Genomic DNA, 21,882 nt, shown 5'->3' on the forward strand with positions numbered 1-21,882 from the left:
TAAATTGATCGTAGTTGTCCGGTTTCGCAGAGGGGTGGGTTCGTTGTCCTTTGGTGTCCGCACGGATGAGATGCGCACAGAGGTAGTTGTCGAGAGCGCAGCCGACCCGTTGCGTCTGGTCACCCGCCTGGCCGGGTCCGGGCTGTTCGACGACTACACCGTGTACGAGCGGCCGGGCCTGTGGACCTTCGCGGGCGGGGTGGCGGGCGAGGTGATCCTCGAACCCGGAGTCGTGCGCAGCCGCTGGCTGGACGGGTCCTCCCCGGCCTCCGCGACCTCGCTGAACTCACTGAACTCACTGAACTCGCTCAACTCGCTCAACTCGCTCGACTCTCTGGACGCGGTCGGCTCGGTGGACTGGGTCGACGAGCCGTGGTCCGGCCGTCCGGCCGCGGCGCTGGAGGCGGCGTTGCAGGCCGCCCCGTGGCCGGTCTGGAACGCCTACGGCTGGATCGCGTTCGAGTTCGCCGCCCTCACCCCGGCGGGCAGGCTCGCCCACCTGGTCGTGCCGCGTACCGAGGTGCGCGTCGAGGCGGGACGCGCGCTGGTGGTGAGCGCGGACGCCGAGGAGGCCGAGCGGGTCGCCGCGCTGCTGTCCGGCCAGGGCGCGCCCAGGACGCCGTCGCCGTCACCGGTCGACGTGCGCCCCGGCGGCGACCTCTACCGGTCGCGGGTCGCCCGGGCGATCTCGGAGATCGACGCCGGGCTCTACGAGAAGGTCATCGTCTCCCGGCGGCTGCCGATCCCGTTCCCCGTCGACGTCGTCGCGACGTACGCGTGCGGCCGTGCCGCCAACACCCCGGCCCGCTCGTTCCTCCTCGACCTGGACGGCTTCCAGGCCGCCGGGTTCAGTCCCGAGGTGCTGGTGGGCGTCGACGGGCACGGCACGGTGACGACCCAGCCGCTGGCCGGCACGCGGGCCTTCGGCCGGGGCGAGGACCTGGACTCCGAGACCCGTCGCGAGCTGGAGAACGACCCCAAGGAGATCTTCGAGCACGCGGTCTCCGTACGCGCCTCGCAGGACGAGCTGTACCGGGTGTGCGCGCCCGGCACGGTCCGGGTCACCGACTTCATGGCGGTGAAGGAACGCGGCAGCGTGCAGCACCTGGGCTCAAGCGTCAGCGGCGAGCTGACCCCCGGCCGCACCGGCTGGGACGCGCTCGACGTGCTGTTTCCCGGCGTGACCGCCTCCGGCATCCCCAAGGCGGGGGCCATCGACGCGATCGCCCGGCTGGAGGAGCCCCGGGGTCTCTACGCCGGAGCCGTCCTGGCCGTCTCCCAGGACGGGGCGATGGATGCCGCCCTGGTGCTGCGCGCCGTCTACAGCGAGAACGGCCGGGCCTGGCTGCGGGCCGGCGCCGGCATCGTGTCCGGTTCGACGCCCGAGCGGGAGTACGAGGAGACCTGCGAGAAGCTCTCCAGCATCGCCCCGTACGTGGTCCCGCGCGCCTGAGGAAAGACCGCCCGCCCTCACGCGCCTTCCCCGCGCGTGAGGGCGCCGGTATCCCGCGCCGCCCCGCGCGCCTTCCGCGCGTGAGAGCGCCCGGCACCATCCGCACAACCCCCGCTCGCGGAGGACACGCGGCACCCGCGATCGCGTGCGCCTCCCGCGTGAGGGCGCCGGGCGCCACCGGCACCTCCCGTGCGGCCTCTCTCGTGGGGACGCCCGGTTACTTCGCCGTCGCCCCCACGAGCCTCCCGTGCGGCGGAGCTCAGCGCAGGCCCGCGGCGAGTTCCTTCTTGCTGATCTTGCCGACCGGGGTGCGGGGGAAGGCCTCGACCAGCTCGATGCGGTCGGGCCACTTGTATCCCGCCACGCCGCGCTCCTTCAGGAACCGCTTGATCTCCCGGAGGGTCGGGGCCTGGCCCCGCACGATCAGGAAGGCGCAGGTCCGCTCCCCCATCACCGGGTCCGGGGTGCCGACCACGGCGGCGTCGTGCACCGCCGGATGGGCCAGCAGGTGGTTCTCCAGCTCCTCGGCCGAGATCTTGTCACCGCCCCGGTTGATCTGGTCCTTGTCACGGCCCTCGACGACGAGGTGGCCGGAGGGGAGCGCCCGCACCAGGTCTCCGGTCCGGTAGAAGCCGTCGGAGGTGAAGGAACGCGCGTTGTGCTCCGGCGCGCGGTAGTAACCGCGCAGGGTGTACGGGCCGCGGGTGAGCAGCTCGCCGACCTCGCCGGGGGCGACCTCGGCACCGTCGGAGTCGACCACGAGGATCTCGTCGGCCGGGGACAGCGGCCTGCCCTGCGTGGTGTCGACCAGCTCGCGGGGATCGTCCAGCCGGGTGTAGTTGAGCAGCCCCTCGGCCATTCCCAGCACCTGCTGCACCGCGCAGCCCAGCACGCCGGGAACCTGCGCGGCCCGCTCGGCGGCGAACTTGGCACCGCCTACCTGCAGCAGCTGGAGCGACGACAGGTCCTCCGTCGACCAGGACGCCGCCTCCAGCCAGAGCAGCGCGATGGGGGGCACCACCGCGCACACCGTCGCCCGCTCCCGCTCGATGAGGGGGAACGCCTCGTCGGGCGACCCGGAGGGTGCCAGGACGACGGTGCCGCCGTTGGCGAACACCCCGAGCACACCCGGGCAGGCGAGCGCGAAGTTGTGCGCGACCGGGAGCACCACGAGGTAGACGGTCTCGCGGGTGAAGCCGCAGACCTCGGCGCTGGCCTCCAGGTTGTAGACGTAGTCGCGGTGGGTGCGCGGGATCAGCTTCGGAAGCCCGGTGGTGCCTCCGGAGAGCAGGAACACCCCCACATCGGCCGGATCGGGCCGCTCGTACGCCACCGGACCGGCGTCGACACCGAGGCCGAGGCCGGAACCGAAGGCGGGGCCGAGACCGGAGCCGGGGGCAGAGGCCACGCCGGCGCCGGAGACAGGGGTCAGGCCCGAGCCGGGGACGGAGCCGGGGTCGAGGTCCGCCAGGGCGAGGAACTCCTGGGCGTCCCCGTCCACCACGACGTGCTCGACGGCCAGCGAGCGGGCCAGGTCGCGGTAGTCGAACCCGCCGTGCACGTCGGGGATGACGTACGCCCTGGCCTCGCTCAGCTCGCACAGGTAGCCGATCTCGCTGCTGCGGTGCGCGGGCAGGGCGAGCACCGGGGCGGCGCCGATCCGGACCAGGGCGAGGAAGACGACGACGAAGGAGGTCGTGTTGGGCAGCTGCACCACGACGCGGTCACCGCGCCGGATGCCCAGCCGCGCGAAACCGGCGGCGGTGCGCTCGGCGCGGCGGTCCAGCTCGGCGTAGGTCAGCCGCTCGTCCCCGGCCACGAGAGCGGTCCGCTCGGGGTCGCCGCCGCTCAGCACGTCGCCGAGCAACCGATCGCTCCAGTAACCCTCGGCCAGGTAGCGCGCCGCGAACTCGTCGGGCCAGGGGGTGAATCCCTCCACGGGTCACCGCCCCGCGATCTGGGCCATCGCGCCCGCGACCGGCTCGGCCGGGTCGGCACCGAGCGCGACGACACGGTTGGCACCGTCCACGTGGACCACACTGGGCCGGTGCGCCCCCACCTCCGCGTCGTCGAAGTTCCCGTACGAGATGATGATGACCAGATGCCCGGGGTGGATCAGGTGAGCCGCCGCGCCGTTGACGCCGATGACCCCGCTGCCGGCCTCGCCGGTGATCGCGTAGGTGACCAGGCGGGCGCCGTTGTCGATGTCGACGACGTGGACCTGCTCGCCCTCGACGATGTCGGCGGCGGCCATCAGCTCGGCGTCGATCGTCAGGGAACCCACATAGTGCAAATCCGCCTGGGTCACGGTGGCACGGTGGATTTTTCCGTTCATAAGGACCCGCTGCACTGGTCTGTCCTCTTTCCTTAAGGTCAACTAAGGTTAGGCTCACCTTATCCACTCTGCTCGTCAAGGAGAACCCCGAAGATGCTGCGCCGTCTGGCCATGGACATCAGCCCGCTCCGGACCAGCAGAGCCTTCCGTGACGTGTTCGTGGCGCGCACCGTGTCGGTTTTCGGCATCGGCATGCTCATGGTCGCGGTGCCCGTGCAGGTCTACGCGATGACCGGATCGACCGTGCACGTCGGCGCGGTCTCGTCGGCCGAGGGCTTCGCGCTGCTCGCGGGATTCCTGTGGGGCGGCGTGCTGGCCGACCGGCACGACCGGCGCCGGTTGATGCTGGTCGCGCGCACCGCGGCCGGCATCGGCTTCGCGCTGCTGACGCTGAACGCCTTCCTGCCCTCCCCCTCGCTTGCGGCGATCTACGTGCTCGCCGCCTGGGACGGGCTGGCGACCGGCGTCAGCGTCACCGCGCTGCTGGCCGCGACCCCCGCCCTGGTCCCCCCTGACAAGCTGGTCGCGGCGGGCGCGATCAACGCGCTGACCGTACGGCTCGGCTCGATGCTCTCCCCCGCGCTCGGCGGCCTGACCGTGTCGGCGTTCGGTGTCGGATGGAACTACGCGGCCGCCGCCGTGGGAACGCTGGCCACCCTCGGCCTGCTGACGAGACTGCCCGCCCTGGAACCGGCCGCCGAGGTCACCGAGAACCCGCTGCGGGCGATCGGCTCGGGGCTGCGGTTCGTGGCCTCGCACCGCGTGGTCGGCTCGCTCATGCTGCTCGGCCTGCTGTTCATGGTGGCGGGCGGCATCCCGGTGCTCATGCCCGCGTTCGCGACCCTGCAGCTGGGCGGCGGCCCGGCCACGATCGGCCTGCTCTACGCCGCGCCCGCCTGCGGCGCGGTGCTCGGCTCGGTCACCAGCGGCTGGGCCGGTCGGTCGCGCGCGCCGGGCAGGGCGCTGCTCGTCGCGTCGGTCTGCGGCTTCACGCTCCTCGCCTGCCTCGGGCTGGCGAGCCATCCCGCGCTCGCCGTCGCGATCCTCTTCGGGTACGGCCTCGTCGCGTCCATCGAGGAGATCCTCCGCTACGGCCTCATCCAGGCGCACACCCCCGACGGCTACCTCGGACGGGTGAACGCCCTGTGGGCCGCCCAGGAGACCGGCGGCGAGGCCGTCGGCGCGCTCGGCGCGGGCGCGCTCGGCCGCTACCTGGCACCCGGCACCGCGATCGTCGTGTACGGCGCGGCCAGCGCCGCCCTGGCCCTGGCCCTGGCCCTCACGCTCACCGGCCTGCGCGGCGCCACCCTGGAGGCCGAGCCGCGGGACGCCGAGCCACAGGAGGCCTGATCCCGGGATGTCCGGTCACACCTGTGGGCACCCCCGGCGGAGACAGCGCGACGGAACGGCTGGAAAAAGGACTGACTTTGTCAGATGGTGAGGAGTGACAGCAAACCCGTCATGTCCCATGCCGACGTACGACCACCGACGACACCCGGCCGGCGAACCGTCGCCCGGCCCCGGGAGGAGTCCGGAGGAACGACGAGAGGAAGATCATGGTCCAGACGACCGTTGCCCTCCTGCTGCTCGCCGCCCTGACCGGCGGCACGTCACCGGCACAGTCCGGCCTGACACCGGCGGAAACGCGGACGGCCGCCCTCGCCCCGGTTTCGGCCGCCGCGACGGCGACGAGCACCGCCGCGCGGGAGAAGGCGGCCGGCCCGAACCTCCGCGCGTGCTACGACGGAAGGTGCAAGCTCACCCTCTCGAAGGCGGTGCGGTTCCGGGTCAGCCCCCGGTTCGGCGTCACCCGGCTGTCCATCTCCTTCGGCCGGAACTTCGTGCGGGTGCGGGCCACCGGACCCGGTGTGACCTCGCAGGCGGTGCTCGGCGCCCGCTCCAGGGGGTCGGTCAACGGCATCGGCGTGCGGGTGGTGTCGCTCTCGCGAGGCAAGGTGGTGCTGAGGCTCTCCCCCATACGCTGACTCCCCCGGCGCGGGCTCCCGCCCGCGGCCGCGGCGGGCGCCGCACCATCCGCTCGCGCTGGAGCGTGGAGACCCGGTCGCATCGCGTGCGAGACGTCGCCTTCGGCGAAGACGCCGGCCGGAGCTCAGGAGCGGGCGTGACGTACCCCGCCTGGGAGAACCAGGCGGGGTCGCGCCGGCTCAGTACGGCCGCTGGAGGAAGCGGCCGAGCGACGGGTCGTACAGGCGGCCCGACACCAGGACCGTCCCGTCCAGCGTGGTCGGGTGGAGCGCGCCGCCCAGCCAGCCGAAGCGGCGCGGCTGGGAGGCCACGCCGAACTCGTCGTACCCGATCACGGTGGCCAGGCCGCTGTCGAGCTCCAGCTCGGTCCCCACGTTCCCGTCGACAGTGAGCAGCTGGACGCGAACCGACCCGGTCGCGCCCGTGAGCGCGGCCAGGTCTCCGTCGGCGCCGGCCACATGACGGACGACCGCGCCGTTCTCGGCCGTCCAGGAGGGGCGGTCGCCGTCGGAGCCGTAGTGGTGGACGGTGACCGCGCCCGCCTCGGTGGTCTCCGACCTGATCCGGCCCGCCGGGTCGCGCTTCCACGTCAGGCTCCGCCGGCCGGAGGTCTGCTTGGCCGGCAGGCCGTCGGCGAAGTAGCCGATGGTCCGCCCTCCCGGCAGCGAGGTGGTGCGGCCCGCCGGGTCGTAGCCGTAGCCGTCGCCGGTCAGCCTGCCGTCGGAGGTGTAGGCGTACGTCGTGACGCTCGCGGCGGAGTCGTCGGCCACCGGGCAGTCCTCGTCCGACGCCTGCACGGCCAGCCGGACCCGGTTGCCCGCGCCGTCGTGGCCGTGGCGGCGCAGCGTGCACAGCGGGAACGCCATCTCCAGCACCGAGGCGAGCTGCCCCGCCTTGTCGTAGCCGAACTGCCACTCGGACATGGTGTCGGTGCGCATGCGCAGCTGCTCCTGCCCGTGCGCGTTCCGGCCGACCTGGTCGATCATCAGCGGGCCCTCCAGCCCGTCCCGGGTGTAGATCCGGGCGTAGTTCTGCCCACGCTCGTCGTACGGGGACTGCACGTGCAGCCCGCCCGGCAGGTCGCCCTCGATCTGGCGGCCGTCGGCGTCGTAGCGGGCGGTGAAGGTGCCCGCGACCGAGTCGGTGACCGAGGTAGGCAGGCCGCGCGGCTCGGCCACGTGGTCGTAGGCGTAGACCCTGGTGGACGGGGCCGAGTCCACGACCTTGGCCGGGCGGTCGAGCTCGTCGTACTCGGTGCGGGTCTGGCCGCCGTCCGCGTCGGTGTGGGAGCCGACCCGGCCCAGCCGGTCGTAGGCCGTCACGATCTTCTCCGTGCCGCGCCACCGCTCGGCGGGCCGGCCGGTGACCGGGCTGTAGGCGATGCCGATCTCGGCCTCCCCACCGACCTGGGTCGTGATGGGCCGGCCGGCCTGGTCGTGCTTGATCGTGGTGACCGTGCCCGCCTCGGTCACCGTGTGCGGCAGGCCGGAGGCGGTGTAGGTGTACGTCCGCCCGCCGTCCTGGCACACCAGGCCCGCCCACTCGGGTCGCCCGTCGCACGGGCCGCCGCCGGTCGCCGCGTAGAGGACAGGCCCGGCGGTCTCTGCGGTGACCGTCCGGCCGCCGGGGTCGCGGACCGTTCTGAGCTGCCGGCCGGTGGCCCAGTCGTAGGCGATGGCCGTGGTCCTGACGTCCACGTCGGGCTTGGACTCGCGGCCGACGATCACGGCGCCGGTTTTGACGGTGGTCGGCAGATCACGGGCCACGGCGGAGGCCGGCCGTCCCTCGTCGTACGTGCTGACCGTGCGGGTCCTGGCGCCGATGCCGTACCCGGCCGGCAGGTCGTCCACGTCGGACTCGAGGTTGATGATGTGGACGGGGCTCAGCTCCTCCAGCTTGCGGCGGCCGGAGGCGTCGTAGACGGAGCGGGTGGACAGCAGCTCGGCGCGCTCGTCCGGGCCGTAGCCGGTGATGGCCAGCTCGACGAGCCGGTAGTCGGTCCCAGGACGCTGCGACAGCTCCCTGTTCGCGGCGGTGAGCACCCGCACCGCGTGGCCGAACCGGTCGTAGTCGGTGGCGGACAGGTGCCCGCCCGGAGTCAGCACGTTGGTGGCCCGGCCCGACCCGTCCAGGTACGTCACGGTGGGGCGGGTGGTGGAGCCCGGCGGGTGGACCGCCGTGGCCGTCACGGGCGCCACGGCCTGGCCCCAGGCGGCGACGCGCGGGGCCGTCACGTCCACCGGGCCGCCGCCCGCCGTGGTGAGCGGCACGTCGTAGACCACCGTGGTCCTCGCCTCGCCGGCGACCTGGTCGGCGGTGCCGGGCTTGAGCGTGGCGCGGGTGACGGAGCGCAGACGGCCGTCGGCCTCGTAGCCGAAGGACCACGGCAGCTCGCCGGGCGGGGTGAGCGTGGCGACGCGGCCGGCGGAGTCGTACCCGTAGAGCGTCTTCAGCGGCGGGCCGATCCGCGGGTCCCACGCCTCGGCGAGCCGGCCGGCGCCGTCGTAGCCGTACTGGGCGATCGTCGCTCCCTTCAGCGAGACGGTGGCCAGGCGACCGGCGGCGTCGTAGCCGAACTCCAGCGTGTGCCCCGACCGGGTGACCGACCTGGGACGGAGCCGGTCGCCGGCCTGCTCGTAGGTGTGACCGGTCGGCAGATAAACGTCTCCCTGCTTGGTGAAGGAGGTGACCTCGCCGCGGGCGTCGGTGAGCGTGTACGTGCCGGTGAGGGTCAGGTCCTCGGCGCCGGGCTCCGGCTTCCAGCCGTTGTCGGTCCTGGTGAACTGCACCGGCGTGCCGTCGGCCCGGGTCAGCTCGACGGAGGTGGGCGAGGTCTCCTTGAGCAGCGCCAGCGCGGGCGACCACGCGGCGCCGGGGTCGCGGGAGGAGGCCGTACGGGTGAGCGTCAGACCGAAGGGGCCGCCCGTCACGGCCTGGAGGCGGTAGTCGCCGGTGAGCAGGTTCAGCACGCCGGGGCCGACCTGGCCGGTGGCGGCCCGGGTGGCCCGGCGGTCCACGACGACCTCGGCCGGGTGGGACTCCGCGGTGGCCCCGGACGAGCCCGAGACGAGCGCACGCACCTGGACCGCGGCGTCGCCGAGAAGTGTCCCGGCGTCCCAGGTCAGGCCGGACACCCCGTTGGGCGCCGCCACGGGCCAGGCGGTCAGCGGTTTGCCGTCCGCGCCCGTGACGTTCGCCACCGGCAGGTCCGCCCAGGCGTCGGTCTCGGACCGCCGGTACTGGAACCTGGCCTGGGTGAAGGCCGTGCCCGTCACCGCGAGCGGCACCTTGCCGGCGCTGCGCAGGCCGTCCGCGGGAGCGGCGAGCGAGGCCACGGCCGCGCCGGACCCCACGTTGAAGGTGTACGCGGTGACCGGCGAGGCGTTGCCGGCCTTGTCGATGGTGTGGACGCTGAGCGTGTGCGCGCCGGTCGTGGCCGGCGTCAGCTTGGCGGTGACGGCCGCGCCGGTGGTGAGCACCTTCGTGGTGGCGCCGCTGCCGAGCTTGTAGGCGATCCAGCCGGTGTCGGTGCTCGCCGGAGTGAGGGTGAACGTGCCCGCCTCGCCGGCGTCGCCGTGCCAGCCGCCGTTGTTCGGGTAGTCCGCCGAGGTCACCTTGGGCGCGGACGGCTTGGCCGTGTCGACGGAGAACGTCCTCGCCAGGTACGCCTTCGAGGTCAGGGAGCCGTCGTTGGCCCACGTCCGGGTCGTGTACGTCTTGCCGTGGGCGAGCTTGCCCGCGGGCACGTTCGCGCCGGAGAAGCCGTTGCTGGCCACGTACGCGCCGTAGAGGTTGTCGATCAGCAGCGTCGAGTCCGCGTACACGTCGAACAGGCCGCGCACGTTCCCGCCGTCGGGGTCGCGCACGTGGTTGCGCAGCTGCGGGGTCAGCGTGTTGGTCCAGTGGATGCCGTCGTAGGCACTGTGCGGCGAGAGCCAGGCCGATACCGGGGTGCTCGGGTAGGAGTTGTACGTCACCGAGATGACCGGCACCTTCGACGAGGCGTTGCCCGAGTGGAACCGCTTCCAGGCGTACTCATCCGACTCGTTGGCGGCTCGCAGGCCCATGCCGGACTCCTTCCAGCCCTGGGTGGCGTAGTGCTGCACCAGCGAGGTGACGTTGGCGGCGACCCAGCCGTCGGCGCAGCCGCTCCCGTAGCCCTTCGTCTCGCTGGAGGAGGCGTACCTGGCGGCCGAGTGCGGGCCCGGCCAGCGCGTCGACGTCGACGCGCGATCGGCCGACCAGACCTCCCACGAGCGGGCGTCGCAGGACCACGAATGGTGGTTCCAGAGCTTCAGCGTGGCCGAGAGGATCTTCTTGCCCGCGATGCCGGGGGTCTTCCACGTGATGAACGACCGGGCGACCTGGCCGCCGCCGTTGTTGCCGAGCTTGAGTTCGGTGGCGCCCGACTGGTCGGTGCCGTAGCCCTCCTGCACGAACGTGTCGAAGACCTGGCCCAGGTTGAGCGACGGGTCCACGGTGACGGGATACGTCGTGGCCGGGTCGTTCAGGAAAGCCGGATCCGGGGTCAGGACGAGGTCCTGACCGGAGATCTTCATGTCCACGGGGGCGCGGCGGAGGTGCTCGCCGGAGAGCGGGTGGGTGCCGGCGTCCCACATGACCGGCGCGGGAATGGTGACAGCGGTCCTGCCCTTGGCATCGACCAGCTCCACGCCGCCGTCGGCCGACCGGCGCGGTTCGAGGCCCGGCGCCTTCAGCCGCAGCGTATACGTCAGCGGGGCGGCCGGGCGGGACTTGAGCAGCAGGAACTGCTCGGCACCCGTCCTGGTGGCGGTGACGACCAGGTCGGCGCCCGGCCTGACGTCCGGGTACGTGGCCGTCTCGCCGGACAGGCGCGGCACGGGCAGCGCGCCTGTCCACTGCATGGTCACCTTGGCGGCACCCTCGCCGATCGTGATCAGATCGGTCGGCCCGGACGCGCCGGCCCGCCGGGCGGTCAGGCCGGTACGTCCGGCGCCGAGCTTGAGCGCGCGGCCGTGGCCTCGTGTCACGATCTCGCCCGACGGCGCCTTGGTCAGCGAGATGTCCACCGGGGCCCACTCGCCGTCGCGCCGGAACCTGACCGGGCCGGCGAACGAGTCGACCGTCAGCGTGCCGTCCGGATTGGCGTAGGTGGTGGTGGTCTCGGTACGGGCGTCCGCGGCCTCGACCCGCCGGCCGGTCAGCCGGGCGGACAGCCGGGCGGAGGCCTCGTCGGGCGCGCTCGGCTCGGCCGCGAGACTGGCGGGGGCGCTGGGGTCGTCCCCCGGCTTCGGCGCGTTGGGGACGGCGGCCGGGGACTCCGACCCGGCGGCGGGCGCTTCGGTGGCGGGCGACGGGGGTGCCGGCGGTTCGGCGGCGTACGACGGGGGTGCGGCCAGCGGGAGAAGCAGGAGGGCGAGGCCACCGGCGAGGGCCCGTAGCGTGAGGGCAGGCATGGGAGCTCCGGGGGGTGTGCGCGTAGAGCGACGCCCCCGCCGGGCCGGCGGGGGCGTCGGGATGGTGCGGGGTTACTTGCTCTGGCAGCTCTTCTTGCGGACCTCGTACCAGACGATGCCCGGAGCCTGGAACCGGATCGCGAAGCACTGGTTCTTGTTGGCGGCTTCCCTGACCTTGTAGATGGCCGAGGCGCCGCCCGCCGTGTAGGCGATCTTGCAGATCAGCTTGGCCTTGCCCTTGAGCTTGTCGCAGGCGCTCTTCATCGCCTCGATGGCGCCGGCGACGCCGGCGACGAGCCAGACGCCGTAGATCTTCTTGGTGAGCTTCTTCGAGAAGATGAGCCGGCACATGGCCTTCCACCACTCGCACTGCAGCTTGAGCGCGGGGTCGGCGACCACGGGGTAGGCGGCGCCCGCGTGGTCGACCGTCTGGATGAGCGTCATGCCCTCCACCCGGTACGAGGTCGGCACCGCGTTGCCGTTGGCGTCCTTGGCCCAGGGCAGGTCGATCTCGGCGAGGTAGAAGTCGTTGTTGTAGATCAGGACGGTGCCGTCGTCCTCCTCGACCTCCAGCATGCTGCCCTCGGGGGCGGAGATCGGGAATCGGTACTCGGTCGGCGCCGAGGAGTCTTTGATGATGGTCAACGCCCGGGCGATCTGGCCGGTGCGCTGGTGGGCGTACGCGACGCTGGACTGCTTGGCCGCGTAGGTGACCAGGCCGGGCAGTGGCTGGTCGCCGTTGCCCGCGGCCTCCGGCATGCCGATGCCGATGTCGGTCTCGCTGACGGTCGCGACCAGGGTGCGGTCGGGATCCGTCGCGATGGCGAAGGGCCGCTGGACGTCACCGTCGGGGATCTCGGTGGGCGGGGCGGTCCTGGCCTCTTCGACGATCTCGGGGACCACCTGGGTGAGGGCTGCCAGGGCGGGGTCCTCCGCCGCGAAGGCCGGGGTGCCGGCCGAGTACACGCCACTGAATGCCACGGCCGTCGCCAGGGTGACGACAAACGCCCGAGCGGAGATGCGCATGGATGTCCTTCCACGTGCTGTGGGGGGCATGGCACAAACTCCGTAAACGTAAAGATCACCCGCAGCCATCTGGATGATCTTGAATGGCCGGGCGGTAAACGTTCACCGTCATCCAGGATTTCGTACGTGCCACCGACGGGCGTTTCCAGCTCCCGGCCTGCGCTCCGGACCTCGACCCGGCCGCGGGGCGGAGGGGGATCCCGGACCGGAGGCGCTCGCGGTCCCGGGCGACCCGCGCCGGTGACCGTGACCGTCCGGCCGTCCCGGCGGTCACATCCCGCCAGGACCGCCGGACGGTCACGGGCCGCCCGGCGCGCCGTTAACCGGGCTCTCCGGCGCCCAGGCGTTCGGTGAGCTCGTCCTCGGACATGCCCTCGACCATGAGCCAGATCTCGGCGACCGCCTCCAGCCTGCCGGGGGTCTCCTCCACCTCGGTGAACCGGTGGGCGACGCGCGACACGGTCCGCTCGGTGAACAGCGCCCGCAGCGGGAGCGAGGAGGCGTCGAGCGCCTCGCGCAGCCGCGCGATGACGGTGGTGGCCAGCACCGAGTCGCCGCCGAGCGCGAAGATGTCGTCGTGCGCGCCGACCCTCGGCACGCCGAGCACCTGGCCGATGACCCGGGCGAGCACCCGCTCCAGCGCCGAACCCGGGGCGGTGTAGGGCGTGCCCGTCTCCCCCGCCGCCGCGGCGACAAGCGCGGCGAGCGCCTTGCGGTCCACCTTGTTGTTCGCGGTGAGCGGCAGCTCGGCCAGGGGAACCAGCAGGTCGGGGACCATGTGCGGGGGGAGCAGCTCCCGTACGTGGGCGAGCAGCTCCTCCGTCCCGATCTCCTCGGCATCATCGGCCGGCACGACCGCGGCGGCCAGCCGCGAGTCGGCGAGCAGGCCGACGGCGCGGCGCACCCGGGGGTGGTTCTCCAGCGCGGTCTCGACCTCGCCGAGCTCGATCCGGAATCCGCGCACCTTCACCTGGTGGTCGCGCCGCCCGAGGAACTCCAGCGTGCCGTCGGGCCGGTAGCGGGCCATGTCGCCGGTCCGGTACCAGCGGGTGCCCTCGTGGACGACGAAACGGTCGGCGGTGCGCTCGGCGTCGCCGCTGTAGCCGTCCGCGACACCCGCGCCGCCGATCCACAGCTCGCCCTGCGCCCAGTCGGGGCGGTCGCGCCCGGCCTCGTCCACGACCCGGCAGGCCACCCCGCGCAGCGGCACGCCGTACGGGACCGCCGTCCAGTCGGCGGGCACCTCGCCGCCGACCTCGATCACGGTCGAGTGGATGGCGGTCTCCGTCGTACCGCCGAGCGCGACGAACCTGGCTCCCGGCGAGCGTTCCCGCAGCAGCGCGGGCAGGTGCGTGCCGACCCAGTCGCCGCCGAGCAGGACCAGCCGCAGGCCGGGCGCGGGGCCGGTCTGCAACAACATCTCCAGCACCGACGGCACGCAGTTGAGCACGGTCACCGACCACCGCTCGACCAGCTCGGCCCAGCGGGTGGCGTCGCGGCGATCGTCCTCCAGGGGGATCGCCACGGCGCCCCCGCTGGACCAGAGGGCGAACAGGTCGAAGACCGACAGGTCGAAGTCGAGGGCCGACACGGCGAGCGACACGTCCGTCTCACCGATCGAGAACCGCTCGACCAGGTCGCCGATCGTGTTCATCGCGGCCCGGTGCGAGACCTCGACACCCTTGGGCTCCCCGGTGGAGCCCGAGGTGAACAGCACGTAGCCGACCTGGTCGGGCGGGACGGGCAGCGGCCCGCCCAGCGGCGCGGGATGCGTCACGGCCGAGGTGAGCGAGACCGCGACCCCGGCCGTCTTGAGAATCCTCTCCCGCCGGGCGGCGGGCTGCCCCGCCCCGACGGGCACGTACACGGCCCCGGCCGCCAGCACGCCGAGCACCGCCACGGCCTGGTCGGGCCCCTTGGGCAGCTCGACCGAGACCCGGTCTCCCGGCCGTACCCCCCGCTCCGCGAGATGGGCGGCGACGCGCAGGGCGCGGTCGGCCAGCTCGCCGTACGTGAGCGTGCCGCCAGTGCCGCCACTGCCGTCGGTGTTGTCGGTGCCGCCTGCGCCGCCGGTGCCCCAGTGGAGCGCCGGGAGGCCGGGGGTGCGCCGCGCTCGCGCGAAGAACTCCTCGTGCAGCGTCCGCGCGGGCAGCGGGGGCTGGGCGTTGAGCTCGTGCCGCAGGCGCAGCTGGTGCGGCGAGGCGCCGATCCGCAGCGGCTCGCCCCAGTCGGCGTCCGGCGCGCCCAGGCGGGTGATCGCGCCCGTGTACGCGGCGAACATCGCGTCGGCGACGCCTTCGGGGAAGGCGGGATCGCGTACGTCCCAGTTCAGCAGCAGCCCGCCGGAGACCTCGGTGACCTGGGCGTCGAGCAGCACCTGCGGGCCCTGGGAGATGATCCACTCCGGCTCTCCGAAGCTGCGCCGCGCCCGGTCGCCGAACAGCTCGCCGAGGTTGAGCGCGCTGGTGTAGACGATCGGCGCGAGCACCTGCTCGCCCCGCGACCGCGACAGGTCCCGCAGCACCTCCAGGCCGGAGTAGTCGCTGTGCTCACCGGCCGTGTGCAGCAGTGTCTGCAGCTCGCGGGCGCGCTCGGTGAACGGCAGCTCCCGCGACAGGTCGGCCTCCAGCAGGATGGAGCCGGTGAAGTCGCCGACCAGGGCGTCCACGTCGGGGTGGATCGGCTCGCGGTGGAACAGCGGCAGGTTCAGCAGGAAGCGCGGGGTCGCCGACCAGGCGCCCATCACCTCGGCGAAGACGGCGGCGAGCGCCATCGCGGGAGTGACACCCTCGCGGTGGGCACGGGCGATCAGTCTCTGCCTGTCCTCGGGAGGCAGCCAGTGGTGTTTGCGGACGACCCGGTCGCCCGGCTGCGGCACGACGGGCAGCTCGGGCGGCCCGGAGAGCTCGCCGAGCCGCTCGCCCCACCAGCGCCGGTCACGGGCGCGGGCCTCGGCTCGCGGGTCGGCGGCGAGGTAGCGCGCGTAGCTGTAGCCGATCGGCGGCAGGCTCTCTCCCTCGTACAGCGCCGCAAGGTCGGCCAGCATCGTGCGGTAGCTCATCGCGTCGGCGGCGACCATGTCGACGTCCAGGTGCAGCCGCGCCTCGCCGGACGGCAGCAGGCTCAGCCTCGCGTCGAAGACCCGGCCCGTCTCGATGGGGAGCCGCTGGGTGGACATCTCGGCGCGCAGCCGTTCCAGCTCCTCGTCGGGATCCGGCACCGCACGCAGGTCGTGCACCGTGACGGCGGGTCCGGGCCGCTCCGGCAGGATGCGCTGGGTCCCGTCGTCGGAGATCGCGGCCCGCAGCATAGGATGCCGCTCGACGAGCGCCACGACGGCCGCCTCCAGCCGGACGGGGTCGATCTCGCAGCCGTCGAGTTCCACGTAGAGGTGCGCGGCGACGGAGCCGAGCGACTGACCGGAGTCACGGCCGATCCAGTAGGCGTGCTGCATGAGCGCGAGAGGGAACGGCCCGTCCGGCTCCGCGGATTCCCGCTCCGGGCCGAGGTCGGCGCCGGGGACGGAGTCGACACCGACACCGAGAACGGGGCCGGTGTCGGGGGCGGGAACGGGAGCGGAGTCGGTGTCGGAGGCGAAAGCGGAGCCGGAGGCGGTGCTCGGGCTCTGCTCCGGGTGTGGCGCGATGGCACCGCGCTCGGTGAGCAGATCCCACCACTCGGCCAGCGTGGGCCGCCGCGCGAGTTCGGCGAAGCCGATCTCGACGCCGAGGCGGCGCAGGCGGCCGGTCAGTCCCATCAGCTGGATCGAGTCCATGCCCAGCTCGATGAGGTTGTCGTGCGCCTCTACCTGCTCTCCAAGCAGTTCTGTCAGCGAACGGTGCAGTTCTTCCCTGGTCAGCACAGAGCTCCCCTTAAGTCAGGTAAGGCTAACCTAATTTAGGAGAGTTCACGCGTCAACGCGCGTCTCGTGACACCTCGCGCGATCCCGGATGCGCGATCCCTCACGCCCGCCCTCTCATCCCCTCGGTCGACAGCAGCCAGACCAGGTAGACGCCACCGAGCACCCCGGTGACCACGCCGACCGGCACCGCGACCGGCAGGTGCAGCGTCACCAGGTCACTGAACACGAGCAGCGCCGCGCCCATCAGCGCGGCCGGTACGAGCTGCGTACCGGGCTTGCGGGTGAGCCCGCGCGCCAGCTGCGGCGCGGCCAGCGCGACGAACGGGACCGGTCCCACCGCCGCGGTCGCCACCGCCACCAGCCCCACCCCGACCACCACGAGCGCGGCCCGCGTCCGCTGGACCGGCACGCCGAGCGCCTGGGCCGCGTCGTCCCCGAGCTCCCCCATGCGCAGCCGCCCCCCGAAGGCCAGCGCGACCGGTACGAGCACGGCCATGGCCAGGGCCAGCGGCCACGCGTGCTGCCACCCCCTGCCGTTCAGGCTGCCGGTGAGCCAGAACGCCGCCTCGTACGCCTCGCGCAACTCGGCGCGGGTGACGAGGTAGGCGTTGAACGCCTCGAGCATCGCGGCCGCGGCGACCCCGACCAGGACCAGCCGGTAGCCGTGCACCCCGCCCCGGTAGGCGACCAGATACACCGCGAGCGCGGTCAGCACCGCGCCCAGGACGGAACTGGCCGCGATCGCGGCGGTGCCGCCGCCGATGACCAGGATCTGCAGCAGCGCGCCGGTGGCCGACCCCGTGGTGAACCCGATGATGTCGGGGCTGCCCAGCGGGTTACGCGTGATGCTCTGGAAGATCGCCCCGCTCAGGCCCAGCGCCGCACCGGCGAGCAGGCCGGTGAGCGCCCTGGGCAGGCGCAACGTGAGCACGATGAACTCCGTGGCCCGGTCTCCCTGCCCGGTCAGCGCCCCCACCACCTCGGTGACCGAGATGGGGAAGTCGCCGCTGCCGACCACGGACACGGCCGCCCCCAGGGTGACGGCCACCAGCAGGACGCACACCGCGACGACGCGCGGCTCCCAGCGCAGGGACATCGTCCCGACGCGCAGGACACGACTCATGCTCACAGCTGGGGAACCCTTCCGCGACGGACCATCAGTGCCAGGAGGGGAGCGCCCAGGAACGCGGTGACGATGCCCGTCTCCAGCTCGCCGGGCGCCGCGACCACACGCCCCATCACGTCGGCGGCGAGCATCAGCACCGGCGCCAGCAGCAGCGAGTACGGCAGCACCCAGCGCTGGTCAGGCCCGACCAGCGCTCGGACCACGAAGGGCACCGCCAGCCCGATGAACGCGATCGGCCCCACCGCCGCCGTGGCGGCACCGCACAGCACCACGACCGCCAGCGCCCCCAGCGCGCGGGTCCGGCCTGGCCGGGCACCCAGCGCCCTGCCCGTGTCCTCGCCCAGGGCCAGGGCGTTGAGCGGGCGCGCCAGGCAGAGCGCCAGCACCGTCCCCGCCAGCAGGAACGGTCCGATCTGGACGAAGACGGCGAGGTCGCGCCCGGACAGCGAGCCCACCTGCCAGAAACGGAAGCTGTTGAAACTGCGCGGGCTGAGCAGCATCATCCCCGCCGTCAGAGAGCTGAACACCGCGTTGATCCCAGCGCCCGCCAGGACCAGCCGCGCAGGGGTGGCGCCGGAACGGCCACGCGACCCGATCAGGTAGACCAGCAGCGCGGCCCCGGCGGCCCCGAGGAAGGCCGCCCACACGTAGACGAGGACGTCGTCCACCCGGAACAGGCCGATCACCGTCACGACCGCCACCGCGGCGCCGCCGTTGACGCCGAGCAGGCCGGGTTCGGCCAGGGGGTTGCGGGTCAGCGCCTGCATGAGCGCGCCCGCCAGCCCGAGCGCCGCCCCGACGGCCACCCCCAGCAGCGTGCGCGGCAGCCGCAGCTCCTGGATGATCAGCGCGTTCTCCGAGCCGTCCGGGGAGAACACTCCGGAGAGGGCCTGGTCGAGCGGGATCTGCTTGGCACCGATCACGACGCTCGCCAGCACGGCGAGCAGCAGCAGTCCGCCGAGCAGGCACAGACCGGCCAGCCGTTTGGGGAGATACGCGCTCTTTACGGGAGGTGGCACGCGCTTCAAGTTAGCCTAACCTAACCGAGGTGGCGACGGACGGCCCGGACGACGCGGACGAATCCCCTCCCGCGGCCTCTTCGGCCAGGGCACGCGGTCATGTCCGGCCAGGGCACGCGGTCGCGTCCGGCCCGCGACCCACGATCATCTCCGGCCCGCGACGCGCGGTCATCTCCGGCCCCCGACGGTCCGGGAAAGGGCACCGCGAGACCAGGAAACCATCAGGCGCGCGCGCCGGAATCCGTACGCGGCCCGCCGGTTCCGTACCGTGCACCGAGTCGACCACGCCGGACCGGACGGCGACACCCGCGTCCGGAACGACCCGGCGTGGCGGCCTGCCCCGAGATGGAAGCACGCGTCTCCTCACATGCCTCCATCGCGCGAAGCACGACCACGGAGATGGTGACATGACACGTCCGCCGGTCCCGCCCTTCACTCTGGAAACCGCCGTCCGGAAGGTCCGGCTGGCGGAGGACGGCTGGAACACCCGCGACCCGGAAAAGGTGGCCGGGGCCTACACGGAGGACTCCCACTGGAGGAACCGCGCGGAGTTCCTCGATGGGAGGGACGCGATCATCGCGTTCCTCCGGCGCAAATGGGCCAGGGAGCTGGAGTACCGGCTCATCAAGGAACTGTGGGCGTTCGACGGGAACCGCATCGCCGTGCGCTTCGCCTACGAGTGCCACGACGACTCCGGCAACTGGTTCCGCTCCTACGGCAACGAGAACTGGGAGTTCGACGAGCGGGGGCTGATGCGCGCGAGGCACGCGTCCATCAACGACCTGCCGATCCGGGAGGCGGACCGCAGGTATCACTGGCCCCTGGGACGCCGCCCGGACGACCATCCGGGACTGAGCGACCTGGGCTTGTGAGGGAACGCTTCCGCGCTCCTCATGGCGGACGAAAGACCCGCACTCCAGGGACCTCGGCCCCTGCCCGGGGGCCCGCCGTCGCGATGGAGTGGGAACGTCCTCACCGTCTCGTTGGGAGATGTCATGAACGAACGCATAGCGACCCCCGGTGACCTGGGCAGAAGGGTGGCCCGGCTGCGCGAGTCCCTGGGCCTGAGCCGCGAGCGGCTGGCCGGCAGGGCCGGGATCGACATCGGATACGTGGGCTACCTGGAGGAGAGCGCGGCCTCGCCGTCGGCGGAGACCGTGAGCCGTCTGGCGTCGGCCCTGGGGGTCGGCGTCGAGGAGCTGCTGGGCGCGACGGCGGACCTGCCGCCCGGCCGTGGCCGTCCCGCCGCCGGGGCCGTGCTGGAGAAGCTGACGGAGAAGGAGTGCCTGCGGCTGCTCTCCCCCGGCGGGGTGGGCCGGGTGGCCTTCGACGATCCCGGAGGACCGTTGATCCTGCCGGTCAACTACGTCCTGCGCGAGGGTTCGGTGATCTTCCGCACCGCCTTCGGCGGGCCGCTCGACGCCCCCCTGCGCACGGGCGTCGAGGGCGTCGAGTTCAAGGTCGCCTTCGAGGTGGACCGGATCGACGAGGCCGGTCGCGAGGGCTGGAGCGTGCTCGTCAGGGGCGGCGCGCACCACGTCTCCTCTCCCGAGGAGCAGGCCGCCGCGGAGGCCTCCGGTGTCCAGGCGTGGGCGGGCGGCGATCGCGAGCTGTTCGTCACGATCACCCCCGCCGAGATCACCGGCCGCCGCATCCGGCACGCCCCTTGACCCGGACGGCCCTACAGCCCTACGGCCGTACGGAGGCGACACGAGGGACCTTGGGCCCTACCTGCGAGGCCGTGAGGGGACTAGCGTTCGAGACATGATTCGCGTGTTCCTGGTCGACGATCACGAAGTGGTACGGCGGGGCGTGGCCGCGCTGCTGGAGTCCGAAGGCGACATCGAGGTGGTCGGCGAGGCGGGGACCGCGGAGTCGGCGGTGGCCCGCATCCCGGCGCTGCGGCCGGACGTCGCAGTCCTGGACGTACGCCTGCCGGACGGCAGCGGGGTGGACGTGTGCCGGGAGGTCCGCTCCAGGATGCCGGAGCTGGCCTGCCTGATGCTGACCTCCTTCGCCGACGACGACGCCCTGTTCAACGCGGTGATGGCGGGCGCGTCCGGCTACGTGCTCAAGCAGATCCACGGCTCGGACCTGGTCGGCGCCGTGCGTACGGTGGCGGGCGGCCAGTCGCTGCTGGATCCGCAGACGACCTCGGCCATGCTGGCGCGGCTGCGCGAGCAGGCCACCCGCAAGGATCCCCTGGAGACGCTGACGGACCAGGAGCGGCACATCCTGGAGCTGATCGGAGAGGGCCTGACCAACCGGCAGATCGGCGAGCGGATGCACCTCGCCGAGAAGACCGTCAAGAACTACGTCTCCAACCTGCTGTCCAAGCTCAGCATGGAGCGCCGCACCCAGGCGGCCGCCCTGTCCGCACGGTTGAAGGCCCACCGGAGGGGCTGACGGGACCTCCGTCCCCGGCCGGGGTCACCCCGCGTCCCGCGAACCGTCACCGTCCCGGTCGAGCGGGACGCTCCACACCAGCCGGGTGCCGCCCCGCTCCGGCGACTCGGCGGTGAAGGAACCGCCGAGGTCCTCGGCCCGCTCCTGGAGGTTGCGCAGCCCGCTGCGCCTGCCGTCGGCGGGGAGGCCGACGCCGTCGTCCGTGACGGCGAGGACGAGCCGCTCCTCGCCGAGTTCCACCGACACGTCCGCCCTGGAGGCCCTGGCGTGTCGCACCACGTTGGACAGCGCCTCGCGCAGCACCGCGGGCAGGTGCTCGGCGATCCGCGGCGGTACCCCGGTGTCCAGCCGCCCCTCCATGGTCAGGCCCGGCATGAAGCCGAGGTGACCGCGCGCTCCCTCCACCAGGGCCACGATCTGGGCACGCAGGCCGTCGTCCTCGTCCGGAGTCTGCAGGGCGAAGATGGTCGAGCGGATCTGCCGGATGGTGCCGTCCAGCTCGTCGATCGCGTTGCGCAGCCGGCCCGAGGCCTCGGGCCGCTCGACGAGCCGTACCGTGCTCATCAGCGTCATGGCCACCGCGAACAGCCGCTGGATCACCACGTCGTGCAGGTCCTTGGCGATCCGGTCGCGGTCTTCCAGCAGTCCCAGCCGCTCGGCGTCCATCCGCCTCTCCGCCAGCTCGAGGGCTATCGCGGCCTGCCCGGCGAAGGAGTTCAGGGTGCGCAGCTCCGCCTGGTTGAACGGGACGCGGCCCTGGCGCTTGCCCAGCGACAGCACGCCCCGCACGCCTCCCGCCGCGCCGATCGGCACCGCGGCCACCGGGCCGAGCGGGACGTACTCGGCGATCAGGATCGGGACCTCGCTCTCGGCCGCGTCGGTGACCATGAGCGGCTCACCGCCGGTGAACGCCAGGCCCGCCAGGGACCCGGTGATCGAGGCCTCCTCGTCCACCACTCGCTCGTGGCTCGTCCCGTCGGCGACGACCGCCCGCAGCACCCGCCTGGTCTCGTCCGGCAGCAGGACCGCGGCGATGTCGGCCCCGGCCATCTGCCGTGCCCGCCGCGCGATCAGCCTGAGCACCCGGCCGGATTCGGCGCCCGACAGCAGGCTGGTGGTGACCTCCGCCGAGGCCTGCAGCCACATCTCCCTGTGGCGGGTCTCCTCGTACAGGCGGGCGTTCTCGATGGCGACGCCGGCCGCGGTGGCCAGCGCGGTCACGATCGCCTCG

14 protein-coding genes are annotated in these 21,882 nt (G+C 72.9%); 6 read left to right on the forward strand and 8 right to left on the reverse strand.

Annotated elements, in window-relative coordinates:
* The first annotated feature begins 70 nt into the window (after positions 1-70).
* Positions 71-1,453, forward strand: a complete 1,383-nt coding sequence (locus ACSDR0_RS39150; RefSeq protein WP_435294009.1) for a salicylate synthase — start codon at positions 71-73, stop codon at positions 1,451-1,453.
* A gap of 259 nt (positions 1,454-1,712) precedes the next feature.
* Here the strand turns inward: ACSDR0_RS39150 and ACSDR0_RS39155 are convergent, their stop codons facing one another.
* Positions 1,713-3,392, reverse strand: coding sequence for a (2,3-dihydroxybenzoyl)adenylate synthase (locus ACSDR0_RS39155; RefSeq protein WP_435294010.1), 1,680 nt, complete (start codon positions 3,390-3,392; stop codon positions 1,713-1,715).
* 3 nt (positions 3,393-3,395) lie between these two features.
* On the reverse strand, positions 3,396-3,803 hold the full coding sequence (panD, locus tag ACSDR0_RS39160; protein WP_435294011.1) for an aspartate 1-decarboxylase: 408 nt from the start codon (positions 3,801-3,803) through the stop codon (positions 3,396-3,398).
* Positions 3,804-3,881: 78 nt separating this feature from the next.
* On the opposite strand from panD, the gene entS reads away from it, so the two are divergent.
* Both entS and ACSDR0_RS39170 read left to right on the forward strand, forming a co-directional pair.
* The gene (gene entS / locus ACSDR0_RS39165; protein ID WP_435294012.1) at positions 3,882-5,138 is read left to right on the forward strand and encodes an enterobactin transporter EntS; all 1,257 of its coding nucleotides are present in this window, start codon (positions 3,882-3,884) and stop codon (positions 5,136-5,138) included.
* 206 nt (positions 5,139-5,344) lie between these two features.
* A complete protein-coding gene (locus ACSDR0_RS39170; RefSeq protein ID WP_435294013.1) occupies positions 5,345-5,773 on the forward strand; it encodes a hypothetical protein in 429 nt (142 codons plus the stop codon).
* Positions 5,774-5,953: 180 nt separating this feature from the next.
* Here the strand turns inward: ACSDR0_RS39170 and ACSDR0_RS39175 are convergent, their stop codons facing one another.
* From ACSDR0_RS39175 to ACSDR0_RS39195, 5 genes are all read right to left on the reverse strand, one after another.
* The gene (locus tag ACSDR0_RS39175; RefSeq protein ID WP_435294014.1) at positions 5,954-11,212 is read right to left on the reverse strand and encodes a DNRLRE domain-containing protein; all 5,259 of its coding nucleotides are present in this window, start codon (positions 11,210-11,212) and stop codon (positions 5,954-5,956) included.
* A 72-nt stretch (positions 11,213-11,284) separates the two neighbouring features.
* Complete coding sequence (locus ACSDR0_RS39180; RefSeq protein WP_435294015.1) at positions 11,285-12,238, reverse strand: hypothetical protein; 954 nt, start codon at positions 12,236-12,238, stop codon at positions 11,285-11,287.
* A 319-nt stretch (positions 12,239-12,557) separates the two neighbouring features.
* Positions 12,558-16,100 (reverse strand): amino acid adenylation domain-containing protein, encoded by a 3,543-nt coding sequence (locus tag ACSDR0_RS39185; protein WP_435294016.1) that lies wholly within the window; start codon positions 16,098-16,100, stop codon positions 12,558-12,560.
* 100 nt (positions 16,101-16,200) lie between these two features.
* Positions 16,201-17,223, reverse strand: a complete 1,023-nt coding sequence (locus tag ACSDR0_RS39190; RefSeq protein WP_435294022.1) for a FecCD family ABC transporter permease — start codon at positions 17,221-17,223, stop codon at positions 16,201-16,203.
* A gap of 2 nt (positions 17,224-17,225) precedes the next feature.
* Positions 17,226-18,245 carry a FecCD family ABC transporter permease gene (locus ACSDR0_RS39195; protein ID WP_435294017.1) on the reverse strand — a complete coding sequence of 340 codons (1,020 nt, stop codon included), beginning with the start codon at positions 18,243-18,245 and terminating at the stop codon, positions 17,226-17,228.
* A 407-nt stretch (positions 18,246-18,652) separates the two neighbouring features.
* Here ACSDR0_RS39195 and ACSDR0_RS39200 point away from each other — a divergent pair, with 407 nt between their 5' ends.
* The 3 genes from ACSDR0_RS39200 (at position 18,653) to ACSDR0_RS39210 (ending at position 20,651) form a co-directional block, all read left to right on the forward strand.
* Complete coding sequence (locus ACSDR0_RS39200) at positions 18,653-19,117, forward strand: DUF1348 family protein (protein WP_435294018.1); 465 nt, start codon at positions 18,653-18,655, stop codon at positions 19,115-19,117.
* Between the two features lie 123 nt (positions 19,118-19,240).
* Positions 19,241-19,915: a pyridoxamine 5'-phosphate oxidase family protein gene (locus ACSDR0_RS39205; RefSeq protein WP_435294019.1), complete on the forward strand. Its 675-nt coding sequence runs from the start codon at positions 19,241-19,243 to the stop codon at positions 19,913-19,915.
* Positions 19,916-20,009: 94 nt separating this feature from the next.
* On the forward strand, positions 20,010-20,651 hold the full coding sequence (locus ACSDR0_RS39210) for a response regulator (protein ID WP_435294020.1): 642 nt from the start codon (positions 20,010-20,012) through the stop codon (positions 20,649-20,651).
* A gap of 24 nt (positions 20,652-20,675) precedes the next feature.
* Here the strand turns inward: ACSDR0_RS39210 and ACSDR0_RS39215 are convergent.
* Positions 20,676-21,882 (reverse strand): GAF domain-containing protein (locus ACSDR0_RS39215; protein ID WP_435294021.1); only part of this gene is annotated, 1,207 nt, incomplete at its 5' end.

Source organism: Streptosporangium sp. G11 (assembly GCF_051192615.1).
Classification (GTDB): domain Bacteria; phylum Actinomycetota; class Actinomycetes; order Streptosporangiales; family Streptosporangiaceae; genus Streptosporangium.